This window comes from Acinetobacter sp. TY1 (assembly GCF_048551395.1).
In the GTDB taxonomy this organism is placed as follows: Bacteria; Pseudomonadota; Gammaproteobacteria; order Pseudomonadales; family Moraxellaceae; genus Acinetobacter.
On record NZ_JBLYZK010000032.1, the window covers coordinates 13,858 to 33,484 of the forward strand.

16 protein-coding genes and 1 pseudogene are annotated in these 19,627 nt (G+C 36.4%); 6 read left to right on the plus strand and 11 right to left on the minus strand.

Annotated features, from left to right (window positions below; all coding sequences use genetic code 11):
- Nucleotides 1-16 precede the first annotated feature (16 nt).
- Both ACK2M2_RS14335 and ACK2M2_RS14340 read right to left on the minus strand, forming a co-directional pair.
- Nucleotides 17-223, minus strand: a complete 207-nt coding sequence (locus ACK2M2_RS14335) for a DUF1656 domain-containing protein (RefSeq protein ID WP_409512704.1) — start codon at nt 221-223, stop codon at nt 17-19.
- Nucleotides 216-2,306, minus strand: coding sequence for an FUSC family protein (locus ACK2M2_RS14340; RefSeq protein ID WP_419349515.1), 2,091 nt, complete (start codon nt 2,304-2,306; stop codon nt 216-218). The genes ACK2M2_RS14335 and ACK2M2_RS14340 overlap by 8 nt, the downstream gene beginning before the upstream one ends.
- Nucleotides 2,307-2,849: 543 nt before the next feature.
- Here ACK2M2_RS14340 and ACK2M2_RS14345 point away from each other — a divergent pair.
- Nucleotides 2,850-3,662, plus strand: coding sequence for an IclR family transcriptional regulator (locus ACK2M2_RS14345; protein WP_409512706.1), 813 nt, complete (start codon nt 2,850-2,852; stop codon nt 3,660-3,662).
- A 311-nt stretch (nt 3,663-3,973) separates the two neighbouring features.
- Nucleotides 3,974-4,672 (plus strand): NAD(P)H-dependent oxidoreductase, encoded by a 699-nt coding sequence (locus tag ACK2M2_RS14350; protein ID WP_419349517.1) that lies wholly within the window; start codon nt 3,974-3,976, stop codon nt 4,670-4,672.
- 11 nt (nt 4,673-4,683) lie between these two features.
- Here ACK2M2_RS14350 and ACK2M2_RS14355 read toward each other — a convergent pair whose 3' ends face one another.
- Complete coding sequence (locus ACK2M2_RS14355; protein ID WP_409512708.1) at nt 4,684-5,304, minus strand: alpha-ketoglutarate-dependent dioxygenase AlkB family protein; 621 nt, start codon at nt 5,302-5,304, stop codon at nt 4,684-4,686.
- Nucleotides 5,305-5,448: 144 nt separating this feature from the next.
- Here ACK2M2_RS14355 and ACK2M2_RS14360 point away from each other — a divergent pair, with 144 nt between their 5' ends.
- Entirely contained in the window at nt 5,449-7,251 is a 1,803-nt protein-coding gene (locus ACK2M2_RS14360) for an ABC transporter ATP-binding protein (RefSeq protein ID WP_419349519.1), read from the plus strand.
- Between the two features lie 83 nt (nt 7,252-7,334).
- Here the strand turns inward: ACK2M2_RS14360 and pgsA are convergent, their stop codons facing one another.
- The 5 genes from pgsA to ACK2M2_RS14385 all read right to left on the minus strand — a co-directional run bounded on the left by pgsA (nt 7,335) and on the right by ACK2M2_RS14385 (nt 12,238).
- The gene (pgsA, locus tag ACK2M2_RS14365; protein ID WP_409512717.1) at nt 7,335-7,922 is read right to left on the minus strand and encodes a CDP-diacylglycerol--glycerol-3-phosphate 3-phosphatidyltransferase; all 588 of its coding nucleotides are present in this window, start codon (nt 7,920-7,922) and stop codon (nt 7,335-7,337) included.
- A gap of 122 nt (nt 7,923-8,044) precedes the next feature.
- Nucleotides 8,045-8,839, minus strand: a complete 795-nt coding sequence (locus tag ACK2M2_RS14370; RefSeq protein ID WP_419349521.1) for a thioesterase family protein — start codon at nt 8,837-8,839, stop codon at nt 8,045-8,047.
- A 116-nt stretch (nt 8,840-8,955) separates the two neighbouring features.
- Nucleotides 8,956-10,755 (minus strand): excinuclease ABC subunit UvrC, encoded by a 1,800-nt coding sequence (gene uvrC / locus ACK2M2_RS14375; protein WP_409512711.1) that lies wholly within the window; start codon nt 10,753-10,755, stop codon nt 8,956-8,958.
- A 335-nt stretch (nt 10,756-11,090) separates the two neighbouring features.
- Nucleotides 11,091-11,495, minus strand: a complete 405-nt coding sequence (locus ACK2M2_RS14380; protein WP_419349532.1) for a PH domain-containing protein — start codon at nt 11,493-11,495, stop codon at nt 11,091-11,093.
- A gap of 119 nt (nt 11,496-11,614) precedes the next feature.
- On the minus strand, nt 11,615-12,238 hold the full coding sequence (locus ACK2M2_RS14385; protein ID WP_409512712.1) for a PH domain-containing protein: 624 nt from the start codon (nt 12,236-12,238) through the stop codon (nt 11,615-11,617).
- A 366-nt stretch (nt 12,239-12,604) separates the two neighbouring features.
- Between ACK2M2_RS14385 and fadB the strand changes: the two genes are divergently transcribed.
- Nucleotides 12,605-14,758 (plus strand): fatty acid oxidation complex subunit alpha FadB, encoded by a 2,154-nt coding sequence (gene fadB / locus ACK2M2_RS14390; protein ID WP_419349524.1) that lies wholly within the window; start codon nt 12,605-12,607, stop codon nt 14,756-14,758.
- 12 nt (nt 14,759-14,770) lie between these two features.
- Nucleotides 14,771-15,943 carry an acetyl-CoA C-acyltransferase FadA gene (fadA, locus tag ACK2M2_RS14395; protein ID WP_419349526.1) on the plus strand — a complete coding sequence of 391 codons (1,173 nt, stop codon included), beginning with the start codon at nt 14,771-14,773 and terminating at the stop codon, nt 15,941-15,943.
- A gap of 52 nt (nt 15,944-15,995) precedes the next feature.
- On the opposite strand, the gene ACK2M2_RS14400 is transcribed toward fadA, so the two are convergent.
- On the minus strand, nt 15,996-17,438 hold the full coding sequence (locus ACK2M2_RS14400; RefSeq protein ID WP_419349528.1) for a hypothetical protein: 1,443 nt from the start codon (nt 17,436-17,438) through the stop codon (nt 15,996-15,998).
- Nucleotides 17,439-18,161: 723 nt separating this feature from the next.
- Between ACK2M2_RS14400 and ACK2M2_RS14405 the strand changes: the two genes are divergently transcribed.
- Entirely contained in the window at nt 18,162-18,863 is a 702-nt protein-coding gene (locus tag ACK2M2_RS14405; RefSeq protein ID WP_409512716.1) for a hypothetical protein, read from the plus strand.
- 67 nt (nt 18,864-18,930) lie between these two features.
- On the opposite strand, the gene ACK2M2_RS14410 is transcribed toward ACK2M2_RS14405, so the two are convergent.
- Both ACK2M2_RS14410 and ACK2M2_RS14415 read right to left on the minus strand, forming a co-directional pair.
- Entirely contained in the window at nt 18,931-19,494 is a 564-nt protein-coding gene (locus tag ACK2M2_RS14410) for a DUF4256 domain-containing protein (protein WP_419349529.1), read from the minus strand.
- A gap of 10 nt (nt 19,495-19,504) precedes the next feature.
- Nucleotides 19,505-19,612: pseudogene (locus ACK2M2_RS14415) on the minus strand (ankyrin repeat domain-containing protein); the annotation flags it as partial.
- Between the last annotated feature and the right edge of the window lie 15 nt (nt 19,613-19,627).

Genomic DNA, 19,627 nt, shown 5'->3' on the forward strand with positions numbered 1-19,627 from the left:
CAAATTCAAATACAATTTAAAAACCCGTCCAAATAAACAAGCGATGCATCAAAAAGAGTAAAATCAAATACACACACAAGTTAAAAATGGCAGGAAAAAGAATCCAATCTTTTTCCACTAAACGATTAATTCCCATTACTACAAAACGAAAAATAAGATAAGCCAAAATCGCTTGAACCAAAAAAATAGGAACATACACACCATAAACATTTAACTCACCCATATGATGCTCCTTCATGTGCAGTGTTCAATGCTAAATCTGTCGGTATATGGCAAATACTATTTCGAATATTGTTGATTGAGATTTCAATGCGTTGCTGAATTTCTTTATCTTCTATAGATGCAATATTTTGTATCACTTGAGCAAATTGTTGATTCAGTTGTGCTTCAAAAGTGCGATTATTCGAGTCGCTTTCACGCTGCGCCAAACATTCATCAAGTACCTTTTGTAATTCAAGCAATGAAGCTTTTAATGCGGACTTAGGCGACAACTTATCAATGAGTTCTTGCAAGCGAGTGAAATCAACCATTGCACTCGCTTCAATCAAGGCATTATTAATTTCATCTTTCAAGACTTGCGACTGAACTTGTTTCGTATTGAGTACACCAATACGGTCAAGCACACCCCTTAAATGAATTCGAAAGCCTGTGCCATATGGCATGTGAATGGCTTGGCGCAATTCTTTATAGTGCAAGGCAAGCATCCGTTGTACAGTCATATCAGGTGACATTGAACGCACTACATGTACCATAAATACCGAGATAATTGGGCCAATAATGGTTGCAATGGTCATGTCAAAAAATGCGACCTGATCCATTGAATAACGATTTTGTAAATTTAAGCCCATAACAGTACTCATAATTAAAGGCAGCCCCAAACCATGTAAGGGTGGATGCAAATACAGCATCAAACAAAATAAAATAAAGGGTGCCAATACCACCATCACTTCCCAAAAAGAAGTCAGATGGGCAAAGATGCCATAGGCATAAATAAAGACAAAAAATGAAGCGTAAATACTCGCACGAATAAACAATTTTAGTGCGGGTACAGGATCATCTAGAAATGTTAAAATACATGCGGTAATGGTTGCCATTTCTGCCAACATAAAACCAGATTTCCAACCACTCAAAATCCAAAAAGCACATGCCACAATGGTGGTTAAAAATGCCGATAAACCTCCACGTACAGCCACACCATAATCTCGATGCAAACTCGGATAGGCTGTCGTCAATGGTACGATCGATTCAGGTAAGCTATTATCTCCTGCCTGCATACGTTGCCAAATCAACTTCACAGCACGTATATTTTGAATAAAATGGCGAATATCCATTTTTAAACTGCCCAAAATCACCCATTGTTCCGGCTTTGCCTGAGTCGTAATCCGCTGAAATTTTTGCTCAAAATGTTCAGGTAAATAAAGTAACTCATCTGCTTTGACTTCACTTTCATTTTGCAAAAAATCATTAATATGCTGATGAAAATCCTGAAAATATTGACGGTAATTGAGATCAATCTGATCGAGTTGCTTCATGCGTTCAGACATTGCTACCAAGTTGGCAACAAGCATGGTCATTTGATGGAGTAGTTCTTGTAAAGGTTTGGTCATCCCTTTAAATTTTGATTTTTCATAATCTAAATGCTCTGCCATAGTATGAATATCACTTGTGTCACGAGTGATATTTGCCAATAACTGCGTGTAATTATTTTGATGTTTTTCATCGGATAAAATTGCGTCAAAAACGTGTTGCGTATCTTGTATAGTTTTGGAAACACGCATTTGAATGACAGGACCAATATGCATAGGGAAAATAATGGCATTGACCACAGCACTACAAACAACACCAAGCGAAATTTCTAAAAACCGCCCTAAAGCCATATCAAATATAGAAACTGTTTCTATATAGTAAATTGAGTTAAAACAGATAATAACGGCAGTATAGCCAGCCAACATGACCACATAGCTTCGCGGTGAACGGTCAATTAAGGAAATATAAAGACAAACACCGACCCAGATGGCAAGTACTAAAACTAATAACCATGGCATATTGATCAAAGACGGCATGACAGCAACTGCAAAAATCGCACCGAATAATGTACCCAGTAAACGATAAATACTTTTTGAAGCAGCCATACCAGCATAAGGATTGGCAATCACAAATACTGTACCAATCGCCCAAATGGGATAACTCAGGTTTAACGCAAATGCAAAATATAATGCGAGCATGCCCGCAATAAAAGTTTTGGTCGCAAAAATCCAATCCAATTTATTGGGTCTAAAAGCCAATAGTGGTTTGATTAAGGACATGGATGCGACTCGCTATAAATTGAATTTTATTGATTTTCTCTGTTGTAATTTAAAGCGGATATCCATCTGTTCAATTTCGATGAAAAGTAACACTTCATTTTACAATTTTCACTGTACACGTCACATTTTAATTTTTTCAACGACCAAAAAACTGCACCGTTTAATTTGTTAAACAGTGCAGTCAAAGAAAAAATATGTAAATAGAGGAACAAATATGTGCTTTGTTCAGATACAGCGGTCGAGTAGAGAGCGACTCGATTCATGTTGAAAACTTAATCTTTACTCAAAAGATAGTTTTCATCATTGGATATTAATATCGTAAATTCTTTCAAAAAAACAAATATTAGTCAATAAAAATATCGTATAATGATAATAATTCAATTAACAAACCAAGTTGTTCGATTTTTATCTTTAAAATCTCAAAGCGCTTTTGCATAAAAAATGTAGGTATAAATGCAAAAAGCACTCAACACGAACAAAAGTTTTTGTTATAACATAACAATTGATTTTATTTTTTGCATTCACCGATTTAGCAGGTTCGAAATGGCACTTTCAAGTTTTGGGAAAATTCTCACAGTTCTCGATTTATTTTCGGTCAATCGACCCGTAATTAATGTCGATGTAATTTGCGAAGAACTTAATCTTTCAAAACCAACAAGTTATCGCTATCTAAAAGAGCTTGTATCTGCCGATATTTTACAACGTTTAAGTGGTACATCGGGCGACTATACTTTGGGACCCAAAATTGCGGTGATGGACTATATCTCTCGTACCACAGATCCATTGGTTCAGATCAGTAAGCCCTTCATGCAAGAAATTTCTGAAAAAACAGAACTTTGCTGTTTACTCACACATTTAAATGATGATTATTGTATTGATATTCACCATGAAGTTTTCCGTGATGAAACCTTGTTATCTTATGGTCGTGGCTGTCCTCGCCCTGTTTTTATGGGATCTTCACCTAAAGTGATTATGGCGCATTTACCGAAACAAAAAATTCATGAATATTATCAACACTTCATCCATGAACTTGATGAAGTAGGTTTTGCTCATGATGAAGATACTTTCGTCACTAAAATGAAGAAAATCAAGAAACAAGGTTACTATTTATCACGTGGTGAGCTTGATCCAAATGTGTCAGGACTGTCTGTTCCAATTAAATTTTCAAGCAAAGAAGCACCACTTTCTTTAACTGTATTGGCATCTAAAAATCGTTTTGAATTTATCAATACTGATAAGTTAATTGAAATTTTAAAAGACAGTGCGGCGCAAATTGAAAAACGTTATCAAGCATTATCTGAAAATCATCAACTGACTAATCACACAGCAAATATCGAAACCAAATCAAACGGTTAAGAACTTATACATTTATCATCTTTATAAAGCTTGTATTTACAAGTTTATTCTCATATTATGATTTTGTTCTTCAGTATTTATAAATCCCTGAATCCTATTTTATATTTAAAATAGGATTCCTCAGAGGTGAAAAGCTCATGCCATGGCATGAGCTTTTTTTATTTCTACATGTAAAGAGCAACTGAAATATGCACAAAAAAGAATAATGTTAAACTTTCGGCAAATGCCAAATGTATTATTTTATTGAATACTCGTGTTCTCATTCAAACAACAATAATCTGCCCTACTAACAAGGATTGATTGGAACCATTATGAATATTTTGATTGTACATGCACATCCTGAACCACTTTCTTTTACAACTGCTTTAAAAGATCAAGCTGTTCGAGTATTAGAACAACAAGGACATCATGTTGAGGTTTCTGATTTATATGCCATGAATTTCAACCCTGTTGCATCACGAGAAGATTTCACGACCTTAAAAAATGAAGAATATTTAAATTATGCGTTAGAACAACGACATGCTTCTCAACAAAAACTCCTTTCAACTGATATTCAAAGCGAAATTGAAAAAGTTCAAAAAGCCGATTTACTGATTTTAAATTTTCCAATGTATTGGACTTCTATTCCTGCAATTTTAAAAGGTTGGATTGATCGTGTCTTTGTATCAGGCATTTTTTATGGTGGAAAACGCTTTTATAATCATGGTGGAATGGTAGGCAAAAAGGCCATGCTGAGTTTCACATTGGGTGGGCGTGATCATATGTTTGGTGAAAATGCGATTCATGGTTCACTTGAAAATTTATTGTTACCCATCCAACGTGGAACTTTGGCTTATGTCGGCTTTGAGGTTCTACCTCCATTTATTGCCTACCACGTACCTTATATTTCTCTAGAGGCTCGCCAACAAATGCTCCTCGATTATGCGAAACATCTTCAGAGTTTAGATCAGCTAGATGCTTTGGTTTTCCCGAAACTCGAACAATTTGATGAACGACTTTATCCTCTTTAGGATTCAATACATTACTGATGAAAACATCTAAAGGTCAAATTGATGCGAGGTTCTAAAATTTTGGTCGACTTAGCAAGGGTATGTTTCCAGTACGTCTGAGTCTGCCCTCGCATCACAATCAATTGACCACTTTGTAATAACAAATCGACTTTTTCAGGTTTGGTCTTATGCTTAAAGCTGAATTTCCGTGTTGCACCAAAACTTAAGGATGCTACCACCGTTTCAAGCCCTCTTTCTGTGACCAAAGCAGGTTCATCATCACTGTGCCATCCCATGCCTTGCGTACCATTATCATATAAATTGGCAAGACAAGTATTAAACGAATGTCCGACCAATTGCTCAATATGCTGTTTTAATCGGAACAATCCTGCATTCCATGCATGTGCTTGTTTTGTCATACCTGAATAACGATATTGATAACTTTCATCACCATACCAAGCCACTTTACGTTCCGTTTGATGATGCTGCCCTAAAATAAAAACTTCATCATGCTGCCAAGCCAAATGCTGTAAAAAGTAATGAAGATATTTTTGACTTTGCTCATCATTCAAAATTAAACCATAATCTTTCACAATGCCATCGCAAGGCAATAAATTGTCATTTTGCTCAGGTGCAAACAGCTCGAGATTCATGTTTCACACCTCATATTCATCCGTTCATTTTTAAGTCTACCCGATACGTTCACAATTCAAAACATGACAATATTCAGAATAACTTGTGACAACAATCATTCAGGCATAGACTCAGAACAAGTACCACAATAAAAACAACTTTCTATGAACTTATGGCAACTTTTTCAAAAACTCCGCCCATTTGTCCGACCGTATCGCTGGTTGGTCATCATTACTTTAATCTTGACACTCATTGGTTCTCTTACGGCACAGGTCAATGCGCTCACGCTTAAATATGCAGTTGATAGCATTAATGCATTACTCTTAGATGGCAAAGGTTTAGCTGATGGTTGGCATATTCTGATCACCATTACTGCCGTACTTTTAGGTAAGGAAATTATCAATGCTATTGTGCAATTTGGACAAAAATCTTTTGGTGAAAAACTACGGATTTTAATTTCTCAAGATTTATCGCAAGGTATTATTGAAAAATTTATCACCTATAAATTGGCTTTTTTTGATCAAGAAAATAATCAAGCAGGAAAATTACAAACCCGTATAGACCGTGGGGTTAGCTCACTCACACGCCTTGTACAGATCTTTTTTATTGATATTTTACCACTATTTACCAGTGCTATTATTGCACTTGGACTGATGTATTACGCCAACCTTTGGGTTGGACTTGTTGCCACAATTATTGTACCAATTTATTTTTGGCTTACCTTTAAACAATCACAAAAAGTATCGGGTAAAAGACGGGCTTTACGTGATGATTTTGAGAAAAAAAGTCAGGGCATTATCAGTATTATTAACTCAATTACTGTGATTAAATCTTTTAATAAAGAATCAGTTGAATCAGCCAAACAACTTAACTTACAAAAATCACTGACTGATAATCAGATGCAAACCCGTCAAACCAATTATATTTTTGATGGTTTAAAAACCTTTATTGAGCAAGTAGGAGTTGTGTTCATTATCATTTTAACCGCTTATTTTGTACTGAATGGACAAATGAGTATCGGAATGATCATGTACCATGTTTTATTATTCAATAATGTTTCTGCACCTATTCGCTCACTGCATCGTATTTATGATGAAATTAATTCTGCGATGATTTATTCAGAAAGTTTTTTTAAAATTTTGGAATCCGATGATCAAATCGAAAAAAGTGGTACGCAAAAGCCACAGATTCACGGGCAATTTGAATTAAGCAATGTCGACTTTAGCTATCCCAATGGCTATCAAGCATTGCATCGTATTAACATGACCATTCGACCCAATAAAATTACCGCTTTGGTCGGTTTATCGGGTGCGGGGAAATCGACACTGATTAGCCTGCTTGATAAGTTTTATGCACCTCAGAATGGTCAAATTAAAATTGATGGCATTGATTTAGAACAGGTTGACACTCACTATTTACGTGAAAATATTGGCTTGGTTTTACAAAAAAATCATATTTTTCCTGGTTCAATTTTTGAAAATATTCGTTATGGCAAAAGTACTGCAACGCCTGAAGAAGTCATGGAAGCTGCTAAAAAAGCCTCTATTCATGAACAAATTTTAAAGCTCCCACATGCTTATGAGGCTGATGCACTGTTACTTTCAGGTGGACAGCAACAACGTATTGCGCTTGCCCGTATGTTCCTGAAAAATCCTCCGATTATTTTCTTAGATGAACCAACCGCAAGCTTAGATGCAATTGCCGCTGAACAAATTAAAAATAGTTTGGATGAGATTAAACAAGGACGCACTGTGATTATGATTTCACATAGCCTGTCGCAAATCATTGATGCCGATTACACCTATGTGATGAAAGAAGGACAGATTGTAGAACACGGCGAACATCATGATTTATATCACCAAGATGGAACGTATAAAGAAATTTTTGATGCGATGGCGAAGAGTTTAAATATCGAAAAAATTGCCAAAACTTTTGATGATGATGGCGAAGAAGAAACACATAGTTAGTCTTCAAAAAATTTATTTCCCTATAAAAAAGCTCCGATGAACGGAGCTTTTTTATTAAGCGAATGAGGTATTCAAACAGCCTATTAAGGCTGCTTTAGATATGGCCAAGCCGCTTTTAAGTAAATAAACATTGACCATAAAGTCAAAATAACTGAGGTATACAGCAAGCCATACGCCAATGTTTCAAGCGGTTGCCAATTAAGTAAAAATACCGTGATGGCAATCATTTGAAATGCTGTTTTATATTTACCGACTGTCGACACCGCAACATTAGTACGTGCGCCCAACTCAGCCATCCACTCGCGTAAAGCAGACACGGTTATTTCACGTGAAATAATTACAATCGCAGCAAATGCCATTGCAATACTAGGCTTCCATTGTACCAAGACAATTAAGGCTGCTGCCACCATCAATTTATCGGCAACAGGGTCAAGAAAACGCCCAAATGCTGAAGTTTGATTAAGTGTTCGAGCAAGATAGCCATCAAACCAATCCGTTACAGCGGCAACCACAAAAATACCTGTCAGTACAAGATGGCGAGTCATACCGCCATCATGACCATTTACCCCCACCGCAGGTGGCCAATATGCGATTAATAAAAATACAGGAATTAACGCAATACGAGCAAGCGTCAAAATATTTGGAATATTCAGGATTCGACCTGTGGTCATAGACACCGCCATTTTTCCCCCTTATCTGTCTTTAAAATAGACAAAATACGCAGAGATTCACACTCTATTATGTCCGCTACTTTAAACGATTCAGCCAAAACTGTCGACAAGTCAGCAGTGAACTAAGCAAAAACTGTCACTGTCTGCCGAGATATGGCAATTAATCGATTTTGTTCATCCCATAGATGTGCATATTCAGTGGAGTAACCATCTCGGGCATATTCAGTAAATACATTGTATTTAAACCAATCATTTAACTGATTTTCAAGTGGATGAATAAACGTCAGTTGCCATGTGAGTGAACTTGCAGGTGCAGTCTTTTTAAACATCGGTAAAACACCCGGTGGCCACACATCCATCAGCGTTACGACATCTGCAATATGCATCTTACGATTGGGATGTAACTCAGGGTCAAATCGGCACATGCCTGAAAAATCAGGGTCTTTGCTACCCGACATTGGATAACTTCCTTCTGTCCAAGCCAATTGAAAGTTTTTCACACACTCAGGAAAAGGTAAATATTTTGGAACAATGTTGAGTTGATTAATTTCAGGAAAATGAGGAGTTTGTGGTTCTTGCGAAACTTGAATGTAAGACTCTCGCTGACGACCAAAACTTGCAATTAGAATACTTTGCACTGTTTCATTTTGCCAAAGACGTACTTCAATGGTAGTGACCGATTTTCCTTGTCGTAAAATTTCAGCCGTTAATTTTACTTGGGCATCATCGACAGGGCCGACAAAAGTGACACTACAACTGAGCAATTTTTGGGTTACATCATTGATCGTCGTGAAGGCTTTATAGACCAACATACCTGCAACCAACCCACCAAAAATGGTTCGACCTTGTAGCCAACCTTTTGGAATATCAATATGTTCTTGCTGTTCAATCTGTTGAAATAGTGCTTCCAATGACATGAGTTATCCTAAGTTTTATTCTTTCATTACTGTTTCATATTTTTCAGATATTGAAAATGATCCGTGACCCATGCGTCAATGTTAACTTTGGCCACTGCTACTAATGATAAATCACTCTACTCATGCAAAACTTTATATATAGTTCGTGCCATTACATCTCCCAAACCAGGTACAAGTTTTAAATCATTTTCTGAAGCTTTAAGAACCCCCTGAATCCCACCAAAATGCGTTAACAAATCACGGCGGCGTTTCGGTCCCAAGCCTGGAATTGCTTCTAACACTGATCCACCACGGCGCTTATCACGTTTTGCGCGATGTTTGGTGATGGCAAAACGATGCGCTTCATCACGAACTTGTTGAATCAAATGTAAAGCTTTACTGTCTTCAGGTAATTGAATTTTTGTACCATCGGTAAAATGCAATGTTTCTAAACCTGGTTTACGTCCTTCCCCCTTCGATACACCGACCATAAAGGCATCTAAACCTAAATCTTGCATGACTTGCATTGCCATATGTAGTTGTCCTTTACCACCATCGATCAATAATAAATCAGGTAACATGGCTTTTTTATAACGGCGTGTCAGTGCTTGGCGCATAGCAGCATAATCATCGCCACCCGTAATATCTTCAATCGCAAACTGACGATAATCACGCTTTCTTGCACCACCCGCATCGAATACCACACAAGATGCAATTGTTGCTTCCCCCATCGTATGTGAAATATCAAAACACTCAATACTGTCAATTGGGCGACCACAAACTTGCTCGAGTTGATGAAAGCGTTCATTGAGTTCTAAATGATTTGCCAATTTTCCTTTAATCGCATGTTGCACATTCATTTCAGCCAGTTCGAGCCATTCTGCACGTGTTTCCCGAACATTGTGCTTAATCTGAATTTTCTTTTCAAATTGTTGATATAGAGCTTCTTCGAGTTCTTTTCGATCAATTACATCGACATTGACAATTAATTCAGCTGGCACTTCATCTGCAACTTGGAAATAAAAATTGGCAATAAAATCTGATAGCATTTGCCCTAAATCATCACCTAACATATCAGGAAAATAACTTTTACCACCGAGCATTTTACCGTTACGCACATGCATGATTTGTACGCATGTCACCCCTGCCTGATACGCGATCGCAAGAATATCGGCTTCACCTTTAAGTTTATAAATGGCTTGTTGTGACTGTACATCTCGCAGTAAAGCCATCCGATCACGGTAAAATACTGCTTTTTCAAACTCCAAGTTTTCCGCAGCTTGCTCCATTTTTTGAATCAATTCCTGATTAAGCTCTTTAGTGTCTCCTTTCAAAAACCGAATCGAGTTTTGCACATCTTCGTTATAGGCTTCAGGTGTAATTAATCCTACACAAGGTGCCGTACAGCGTTTAATTTGATATTGCAGACATGGGCGTTTCCGTTGTGAGAAGTAGCTATTTTCACATTGGCGAACATTAAATAATTTTTGCAGAACTAAAAGCGTATCACGGGCATTGTACGCACTAGGATAAGGACCAAAAAACTTACCGACTTGATGTTTTCCCTTACCACGTCCTGAGGCAATACGTGGAAAAGGCTTATCTGCTGAAACAAAGATATAGACGTAAGATTTATCATCACGCAACATAATGTTATATGGCGGACGATGTAGTTTAATCAGATTTTGTTCAAGCAGTAAGGCTTCAGTTTCTGAACGTACTACCAAACTTTCAATATCGTAAATCCGAGCCACTAAAGCCTGTGTTTTTGGATGTTCAATGGTTTTAACAAAGTAACTCGACACACGATTTTTTAGATTTTTAGCTTTCCCCACATAGAGAAGCTCGCCATCCTTTCCAAGCATCTTATAGACACCGGGAAGCGAGGTCATATTGGCTAAAATTTTTTCAATATTTTCACGTGCGTTTTCGTTCACTGTCTGCTTTTTAAACTTTGGAATATATAAGGATAATGTCGTTCGATCATTCTTTTTTCAAGTGCAAGAAAGTATATTTTAATATTCCAAAACTATGATGATGGTGTATTAAGTTTTTCAATGGCTGATTTACAGCTTTATAAACGACCCCCATTCATCAAATCACAGCTTAATTCTGTTGAATTAGTAATTTTACACTCACTCTTTGAGTGATAAAGTTCCCAATAGTCTTGTCCATCTATAGTCAATTAAGTATTCGGGAAAGTCGTCAAATTGTTATAAAGAATCTAAATGACCTTACTCACTTTAAGGTATGTTCATAATCATTTCTTCATTCAAGAAGATAAAGCCTGACGAAAAGCATCGATCTTTTTTGGTGAAATAAAAATCACCTGCTTCTGCCCATTTTTTAAATATTCAATACGTAACCGCTGAAGTGACAATGCAGGTGATACATTCAAATGATCGGTAGCGCTGATTTTTTGAATACTCGCTAGTGGAATATGCCATTTAAAAAATAAGCTACGAACCATCAAGACATCTTTATTTAGAGAATAACGCGTTGTAAAAATTGGCGACCAAAGTAATACTATTGTGAGGATATACACGATTGTATGTTCAGGATATTCAACCATTGTGCCTTTGGCATACATCGTAAATAAAAGTTGCAGTAACAAACCTGACATTGAAATGATAAAGCCTAAAACCCACCAATCTATTTTACTTCGAAATATTTGCATCAGTTTCAAACTCATATCTATATCAAGATATTCTACCCAAATCCCTTAACTTTTACATGGTTTTTATTTCAGCAATAAAAAACGCCTTTTCAAGCGTTTTATTGCTAAAAAATATAATATTAATTTTTTAAATAGCGTTCAAAAATTTCAGAAAAATCATAATTTTCAATTTGTTTGATTCGTTGATTTGAATATTCTTCAACTTGTTGTGCAGTTTGATTAATAATTTCAGGTAAATTTAAAATGGCTTGCTCACTTAACTCTCTTAAATTAAACATTTTTTGTACATTATCAGTACTTTGAAGCAAAATATTACGTTGACGATTAATGTCTTTACAAGTTTCACCAATCGTAAATAAAGCTTTATAAAGATCACGAATTTTTTCAATTTGATTCTTATGAATATCTATTGAAAATGTTTGCTCTCCTAACTGAAATTTGATTTCAGCATCCAAATCCACCGTACCTGCTGTTTCAAGTAACACATTTTTAATCGGATTGTGTTTATATAAATAGCGGTACAACATGCGTTTTTTGCTCATCGCACTTTTACCATCAAGGTGCATAAACGCGACATTGGTAAAGCAGTATTCGTCTGTTTTACTTTTAATCACAAAGAAGATTTTTTCGTTATCTTCATGAAAAATATAATCATCAATATCCGTCTTATTAAAGTCTTGTGGTTCAATAATGGTTCCAATATCGCTTGTACCCATCATTTCAGATGCTAAATTTTTAAACATTGTGTCTTTTCCCGACATTTATACATAATGTAATGGAGTAAGCTAAAAAGATAATTCAAAAAACTCAAGGCATAAATTGTTTTATGTGTATCTATCAAATGCCAAAAAAATTTCTTATATGACCATAGCCTGACATAAATCTAAATTTCATCACAAATCTGTAAGAAAACTCGTGATCAAACACCTGTGATATACAAGGCTGAAACAAAAAAATTAATGACCCCTGCGTCACGGCTTGATACAACTTGTTATGTTCTTTTTAGATATAGTTATCGTAAGATTAGTGAAGCAGAAAAATGTGTGCAGGAATAGTACACACGCTTCAGAACATCAACTTAGAAGTCCTCCAAAAAAGGAGATCAGGGCATGATCCACGCTGGCAATGCCATTACCGTCCAAATGCTTTCGGACGGAATTGCAGAATTTCGCTTTGACTTACAAGGTGAGTCGGTTAACAAATTTAACCGTGCAACACTTGAAGATTTTAAAGCCGCTATTGCAGCTGTTAAAGCTGACAGTTCAATCCAAGGTTTAATTGTTACCTCTGGAAAATCTACATTTATCGTTGGCGCAGACATCACTGAATTTGGTGAAAACTTCAAACAAGGCGAAGCTGCTATTGTGGAATGGGCTATGCCTGTTCACGATATTTTCAATTCTTTTGAAGATTTAGAGATTCCTAAAGTTGCGGCAATCAATGGTATTGCATTGGGCGGCGGTTTTGAAATGTGCTTAGTGTGTGACTACCGTGTCATGTCTGAAGCTGCTACGGTTGGCTTACCTGAAGTTAAACTCGGTATCATCCCAGGTTTCGGTGGTACAGTTCGTCTAAGCCGTGTGATCGGTATCGATAATGCCGTTGAATGGATTGCCACTTCTGCAAACAAACGCCCTGATGCTGCACTTAAAGATGGTGCTGTAGATGCGGTTGTTGCTGCAGACAAATTACAAGATGCTGCTATTGATCTTGTGAAGCAAGCTATCTCTGGTCGTTTAAACTGGAAAGCAAAACGTCAAGAAAAATTAGAGCCTGTTAAACTCGACATGCTTGAACAAATGATGGCGTTTAACTCATCTAAAGGTGTGGTTCTTGCGAAAGCAAACCCTGCTCAGTATCCTGCTCCGAAACTTCTTCTTGATTCACTTCAAGCAGGTGTAAGTCAAGGTCGTGATGCCGCATTAAAAGTTGAAGCTGAAGCATTTGCTAAAGCAGCAATTACGCCTCAAGCTGGTGCATTGATTGGTTTATTCATCAATGACCAAGTTGTGAAAAAAGCATCTAAGAAACATGAGAAAGGTGCTCACCCTGTAAACCAAGCAGCTGTTTTAGGTGCGGGTATCATGGGTGGTGGTATTGCTTACCAAGCGGCAAGCAAAGGTACACCAATCATCATGAAAGATATAGGTAATCCACAACTTGCTTTGGGTATGAAAGAAGCGAATGGCTTGTTAACTAAACAAGTTGAACGCAAAAAAATGACTCCTGCTAAAATGGGTGAAACCCTTGCTCGCATCCGTCCAACTTTAAGCTATGACGAATTCAAAGAAGTCGACATTGTGATTGAAGCTGTGACGGAAAATCCAAAAATCAAAGCAGCTGTTCTTGCAGATACAGAGAAAAATGTTCGTGAAAACACGATCATTGCATCAAATACATCTACAATTTCAATCACACGTTTAGCTGAAAGCTTAGAACGTCCTGAAAACTTTGTGGGTATGCACTTCTTTAACCCAGTTCACATGATGCCTTTAGTAGAAGTGATCCGTGGTGCAAAAACATCTGAAGAAGCGATTGCGACAACAGTCGTACTTGCTCAGAAAATGGGTAAAACCCCAATCGTTGTAAATGATTGCCCAGGTTTCCTTGTGAACCGCGTATTGTTCCCTTACTTCGGTGCATTTGACCTATTACTTAAAGACGGTGCTGACTTCCAGCAAGTTGATAAGGTGATGGAAAAATTCGGCTGGCCAATGGGTCCTGCATACCTGATTGATGTTGTTGGTATAGACACAGGTGTACATGGCGCAGAAGTCATGGCGGAAGGTTTCCCAGATCGTATGAAGCCAAATTACAAAGGCGCGATTGAAATCATGTATGAAAACAAACGTCTTGGTCAGAAAAATGACGTTGGTTTCTACAAGTACGAATTAGACCGTAAAGGCAAGAAAGCGAAGGTTGTTGATACGACTGCCTATGAGCTTGTTGCAACAATGGCAACAACGGAGAAGCATGAGTTTGATGCTCAGGAAATCATTGACCGTATGATGCTTGCATTCTGTAACGAAACAGTTCGTTGCTTAGAAGACAAGATTGTCGAAACTGCTTCTGAAGCAGACATGGCAATGATCATGGGTGTTGGTTTCCCTCCATTCCGTGGTGGTCCTGCGCGTTATATCGACCAAACGGGTGTTGCTGAGTATGTTGCACTTTGCGACAAGTATGCACACTTAGGTAAAGCTTATGAAGCGCCACAAATGTTGCGTGATATGGCTGCTAACAACAAAAAATTCTACGGTTAAGGAGCAACGTGAATGGCTAATTTGAATCCACGTGACGTTGTCATCGTTGATGGCGTACGTTCTGCAATGGGTAAAACCAAAAACGGTATGTTCCGCAATGTACGTGCTGACAGCTTATCTGCTGAGTTAGTTCGTGCTTTAGTTGCTCGTAACCAGTTTGATGTAAACGAAGTTGAAGATGTCATCTGGGGTTGTGTAAACCAGACTCTAGAACAAGGGATGAATATTGCTCGTAACATCGTGTTATTGGCAGATCTTCCTAAGACTGTTGGCGGTCAAACCGTGAACCGTCTTTGTGGTTCTTCTATGCAGTCAATCCACACTGCTGCGGCTCAAATTGCAACAAACCAAGGTGATGTTTTCATCATCGGTGGTGTAGAGCACATGGGTCACGTAGGGATGATGCACGGCATCGACTTGAACCCTGAAGCATCTAAGCACTATGCAAAAGCGTCTAACATGATGGGCTTAACGGCTGAAATGTTAGGTCGTATGAATGGCATTACTCGTGAAGAACAAGATGCGTTTGGTGTTGAATCTCACCGTCGTGCTTGGGCTGCAACACTTGAAGGTCGTTTCAAAAATGAAATTGTGGGTGTTGAAGGTCATGATGCAAATGGCTTTAAACAACTTTGCGACATCGATGAAGTCATCCGTCAAGATGCAAATATTGAAGCATTCCGTGCTTTACGTCCTGTGTTTGACCCTAAAGGCGGTTCTGTAACTGCTGCGACCTCTTCTGCATTGTCTGATGGTGCATCTGCAATGTTGTTGATGTCTGCTGAACGTGCTCAAGCGCTTGGTCTTAAGCCTCGTGCTGTGATTCGCTCTATGGCGATTGCAGGTTGTGATGCTGCGATCATGGGTTATGGTCCTGTTCCTGCAACTCAAAAAGCACTTAAACGTGCTGGTTTGAGCATGGATGATATCCAAACGATTGAGTTAAATGAAGCATTTGCTGCTCAAGGTCTGTCTGTAATGAAAGGCTTAGGTATTTACGATAAGCAAGACAAGATCAACTTGAATGGTGGTGCAATTGCATTGGGTCACCCATTGGGTTGTTCTGGTGCGCGTATTACGACGACATTACTTAATGTAATGGAGCAACAAGATACTCAAATCGGTCTTGCGACCATGTGTATCGGTCTTGGTCAAGGGATCGCGACTATTATCGAACGTGTTTAATGCTTAATTAAATACTAAGATAAAAAGAACCCCGCTTATTGCGGGGTTTTTATCATTTTAAAGTTTTTAATTCATTTTTTGCATCTTGGTAATTAAAAGCAGTTGACTTCATGTGATCAACATAGAATTGTAAAAATTCAACTTTATTCTCTTTCAATGCAACAACACAACGATTGGTAATAGATGAATCTTCTGCCATTTCTATAGTATCGGATAGATCACTCATAAGAGCCATTGTTGTATAAAAATCTGAATCACTCAAAAATTTAGAATCCTTTAATTTAAGCAAGGAAGTTTTATATCCATATTTATCATCACAATGCTTTTCATAATTTCTAATTAGTCTATGATAATCAAATTTTGATAATATCCGAGTATCTGCTTGAATATGCTCACATCCTTTCATCATCTTTTCAAATTTTGGCTGATACCACGTCTTATCATTTTTTAGAAAGATGTTTAAAGATGAATCTGAAACCAAGGTAGTAGCATTACAAGTTGTTTCATCTACTTCAATAAGCGATGATCTTTCAATCCATATTTTCACATTTTGAAGATCATTCACTTTAAAAAATGCAAAAGTAAGTAAATCACCGACCCACCAAGGTCGAATTACCTCATCAAAATCTGCATCAGTATCATAATCATTATGAAATTGATTAGCCAATTGCTTGTTATTATAAAATCGGCTGAACTTTGCAGCAGTACTCTTAATCAAATCCACATTACCATTCTGTATTGCTGTTATTAGCTCATACTCTTCATTAGAATAACTAAGTTGTGTTAAGCGGACAGGAATAATAAACCTTACATCTTCATTAAATTTTTTATAATTCTCATTTTTATAAATATGATCATAAATTCTTTTAAATCTTATATTGGCATCGAAAATTTTACGATTTTCTCTAGGCGTATAATTTAAATTATATTTAAAAAAGCGCATTAAAGTTGATAAAGCGATTGAAGCATTTGCCTTATCATTTGGGTCTTGATCAAATTCTGTCAGAAATTTTTGCTCATAAGTATTCATTTTTTGAATATCGAGTGCTGATAACTCCTGATTGTCATATAGACTCCTTAATGAAGTGTAAATTAATAAGTCTAAGTAGATGAAGGCCTCACTCGAATGACCTTCCCTTAATTTTTTTTCATTCTTAGCAATTTCGATTTGATTACTTACCAGTGTCCTTTGACATTGATCACTCAAATCTAAACTTGGATAATCGCTAATATCTATAATATCAAATGGATAATAAATAACTGCATTCTTATCTTTTAATAAATTTTGTTGAGATTTATTCAAATCTTGATATTGAGTTAACTGTTCAGGATTTTTACAAAATTTCTGAATTGATGAAGTCATCTCATTGATATTAGTTAATAAAGATGCATTTTGATTTGCTAACACATGACTACATACAAAAATTGTACTACTCAAAATTATTTTTTTTAGCTTAACCATATTTTCTCTTATTTTTAAATCAATATTCAGCATGCTTTTGCTTAGCTGTAAGATGATTAAATGTGAACTTTTTCGTGACAACCTATAAACTAGCATAGATGAAATCACTATAAAGTGAAACTCAAAACGACTATAAAACGCTAGGATAAATACCACACTCATAGTGTTAAGATATTTTTATTCGTTCCAATTCTAAATACAGAAAAAGCCGATCTGATGATTGGCTTTTTAATTTTTCGGTAAAGCACTGTTTGTAGCACCTAGTTAGCAATTTTACCAAACAATTGCCTCATCGTATTGGCATCGATATTGATTTTAAAAGAACTATTTTTATTAATCGTATTGGTTGCCGAACTACGATCTATGCCTAAAGGTGCAAGTATGATAAAAATACTCGTATTGGGTCAGATGACTGCAAACCCGAAACTACAGATAACACATAAGCTTTCAAAGCCACGCTATTCCTATATTTATTCAACCCGCTCATATCAATCACAGTCGGGGGGAATATAATTTATAGTCTAATCATTCAGCGATGGAATATGTTTGTTTTAAATATTTTGCTCATTTTTTATGTTGTGATGTTACAAAGCTTTATACTTTTCTTGAAATAATATCATTATAAACTCTACATATTTAATCTCAAAAAAACTCGTATTTTCTCCAATTATTCATTATTGTTTAATAATATTTATACATTTATAGTTATATCAATAATTGATATGCTTAAAATCATCCTTGAGGAATAACAAATATATGTCACTTTCAAAGTCTTCTCTAACATTTGCATGCGGAATATCAGCCATTCTACTTTCAGGCTGTGCAACCTCGACACTAATCAAAAAAGACAGCAATAAAACCTATACGCGCACCAACAAAGTGACTTTAATAGAAGACCAAGTCGTAGCATTTGGACAGCCCGCAAAACCTTTACCTAACGTACCCACCCACAGCCTAGTCATCGCTGGACAACAGAAAAGTTATGTACTCACGCAAGGTGGACCTCAATTTGTCAGTTTAATTGGCAAGCTTGATCCAAAAAATATTCAGATCACACGAGAACTGAGTTTCTATTCAGAAAAAAATGATGGAAATTTTACAGGGACTTTGCCCCTTGCCTATGTAAAACTCAAAGAAGATATTAGTAAAAAAGATTTAGAGTTTTTTATTGAAAATGGCGCAAAGGAATGCTCAAATTCAAGCGATGAACGCATGTTAGCACAACGCTTCTGCTTTGAAATCAAACTCGCTGGTGTTGTTTATCCTGCAGCTAATAACTTAGCTTCGTTAAAAGCATTAAGTAAACCCTACCAAGTTAGCATTTACACTCATCAAGAAGAAAGCTACCAATCCAAATCAGGAATGAATCCATTTGAAAAATTGGTTCTATTACCTTTTGCAGTAGCAATTGATGTAGTGAGCTTACCATTCCAAGCTGCTGAAAAGATTTTTGACTAATTTTAAGCAGATTATTTAATCTGCTTTTATATACGTATTTAAAATATCTAGCCAAAATAATTTAAAGCTAAATTCTTAACAATGCTCTAAATCCACGCGAAGAATAATAAGACTGAGCGCCATTATGATAAATAAAAACTCTGCCATAACGATAGTCGCAAAATAAAGCACCGCCCTTTTGCCTAATTTCATTTGGAGTATAAACCCAACTCGAAGTTTTCAAGTCAAATGAAAATACTGTCTGTAATTTCTGATATTGCTCTTCATTTAATAACTCAAGACTCATTATATTGACCATATCCAATACAAAGTTAAGGGGTAAATGATTTTTACGTAAAAGTAATGCGTCACGATCATAACAAAGGCATCTACGTCCTTTTGGTGATTCAATAGAACAATCATAAAATATATTTTCAAAAGATTTTGAATCTAAGACAACAACATCGGGTTCTCCACCACCTTCTTCCATTTGATATAAAGAAAGTAATTTTATAGGATTTTTTGATAGCTTTTTATACACTGCAGCCCACTCAATATGAGCATGACGATACATATTAGTCTCATATCTTTGTTTTAATATCGTTAATAGTTGTTGCATTTGATTGTTTTCTAGATGATTTTCCATTATCAAATTGCTTTTTATTCAATAATTGTTTTATTTTACGACACTCTTTCTTCAAAGAAGCACAATAAACAAGCTGAGGAAGGTGTAATTCTTCATTATTTTCAGGGATTGGAGTGAATTTCATAGTATTTTCTAAGGT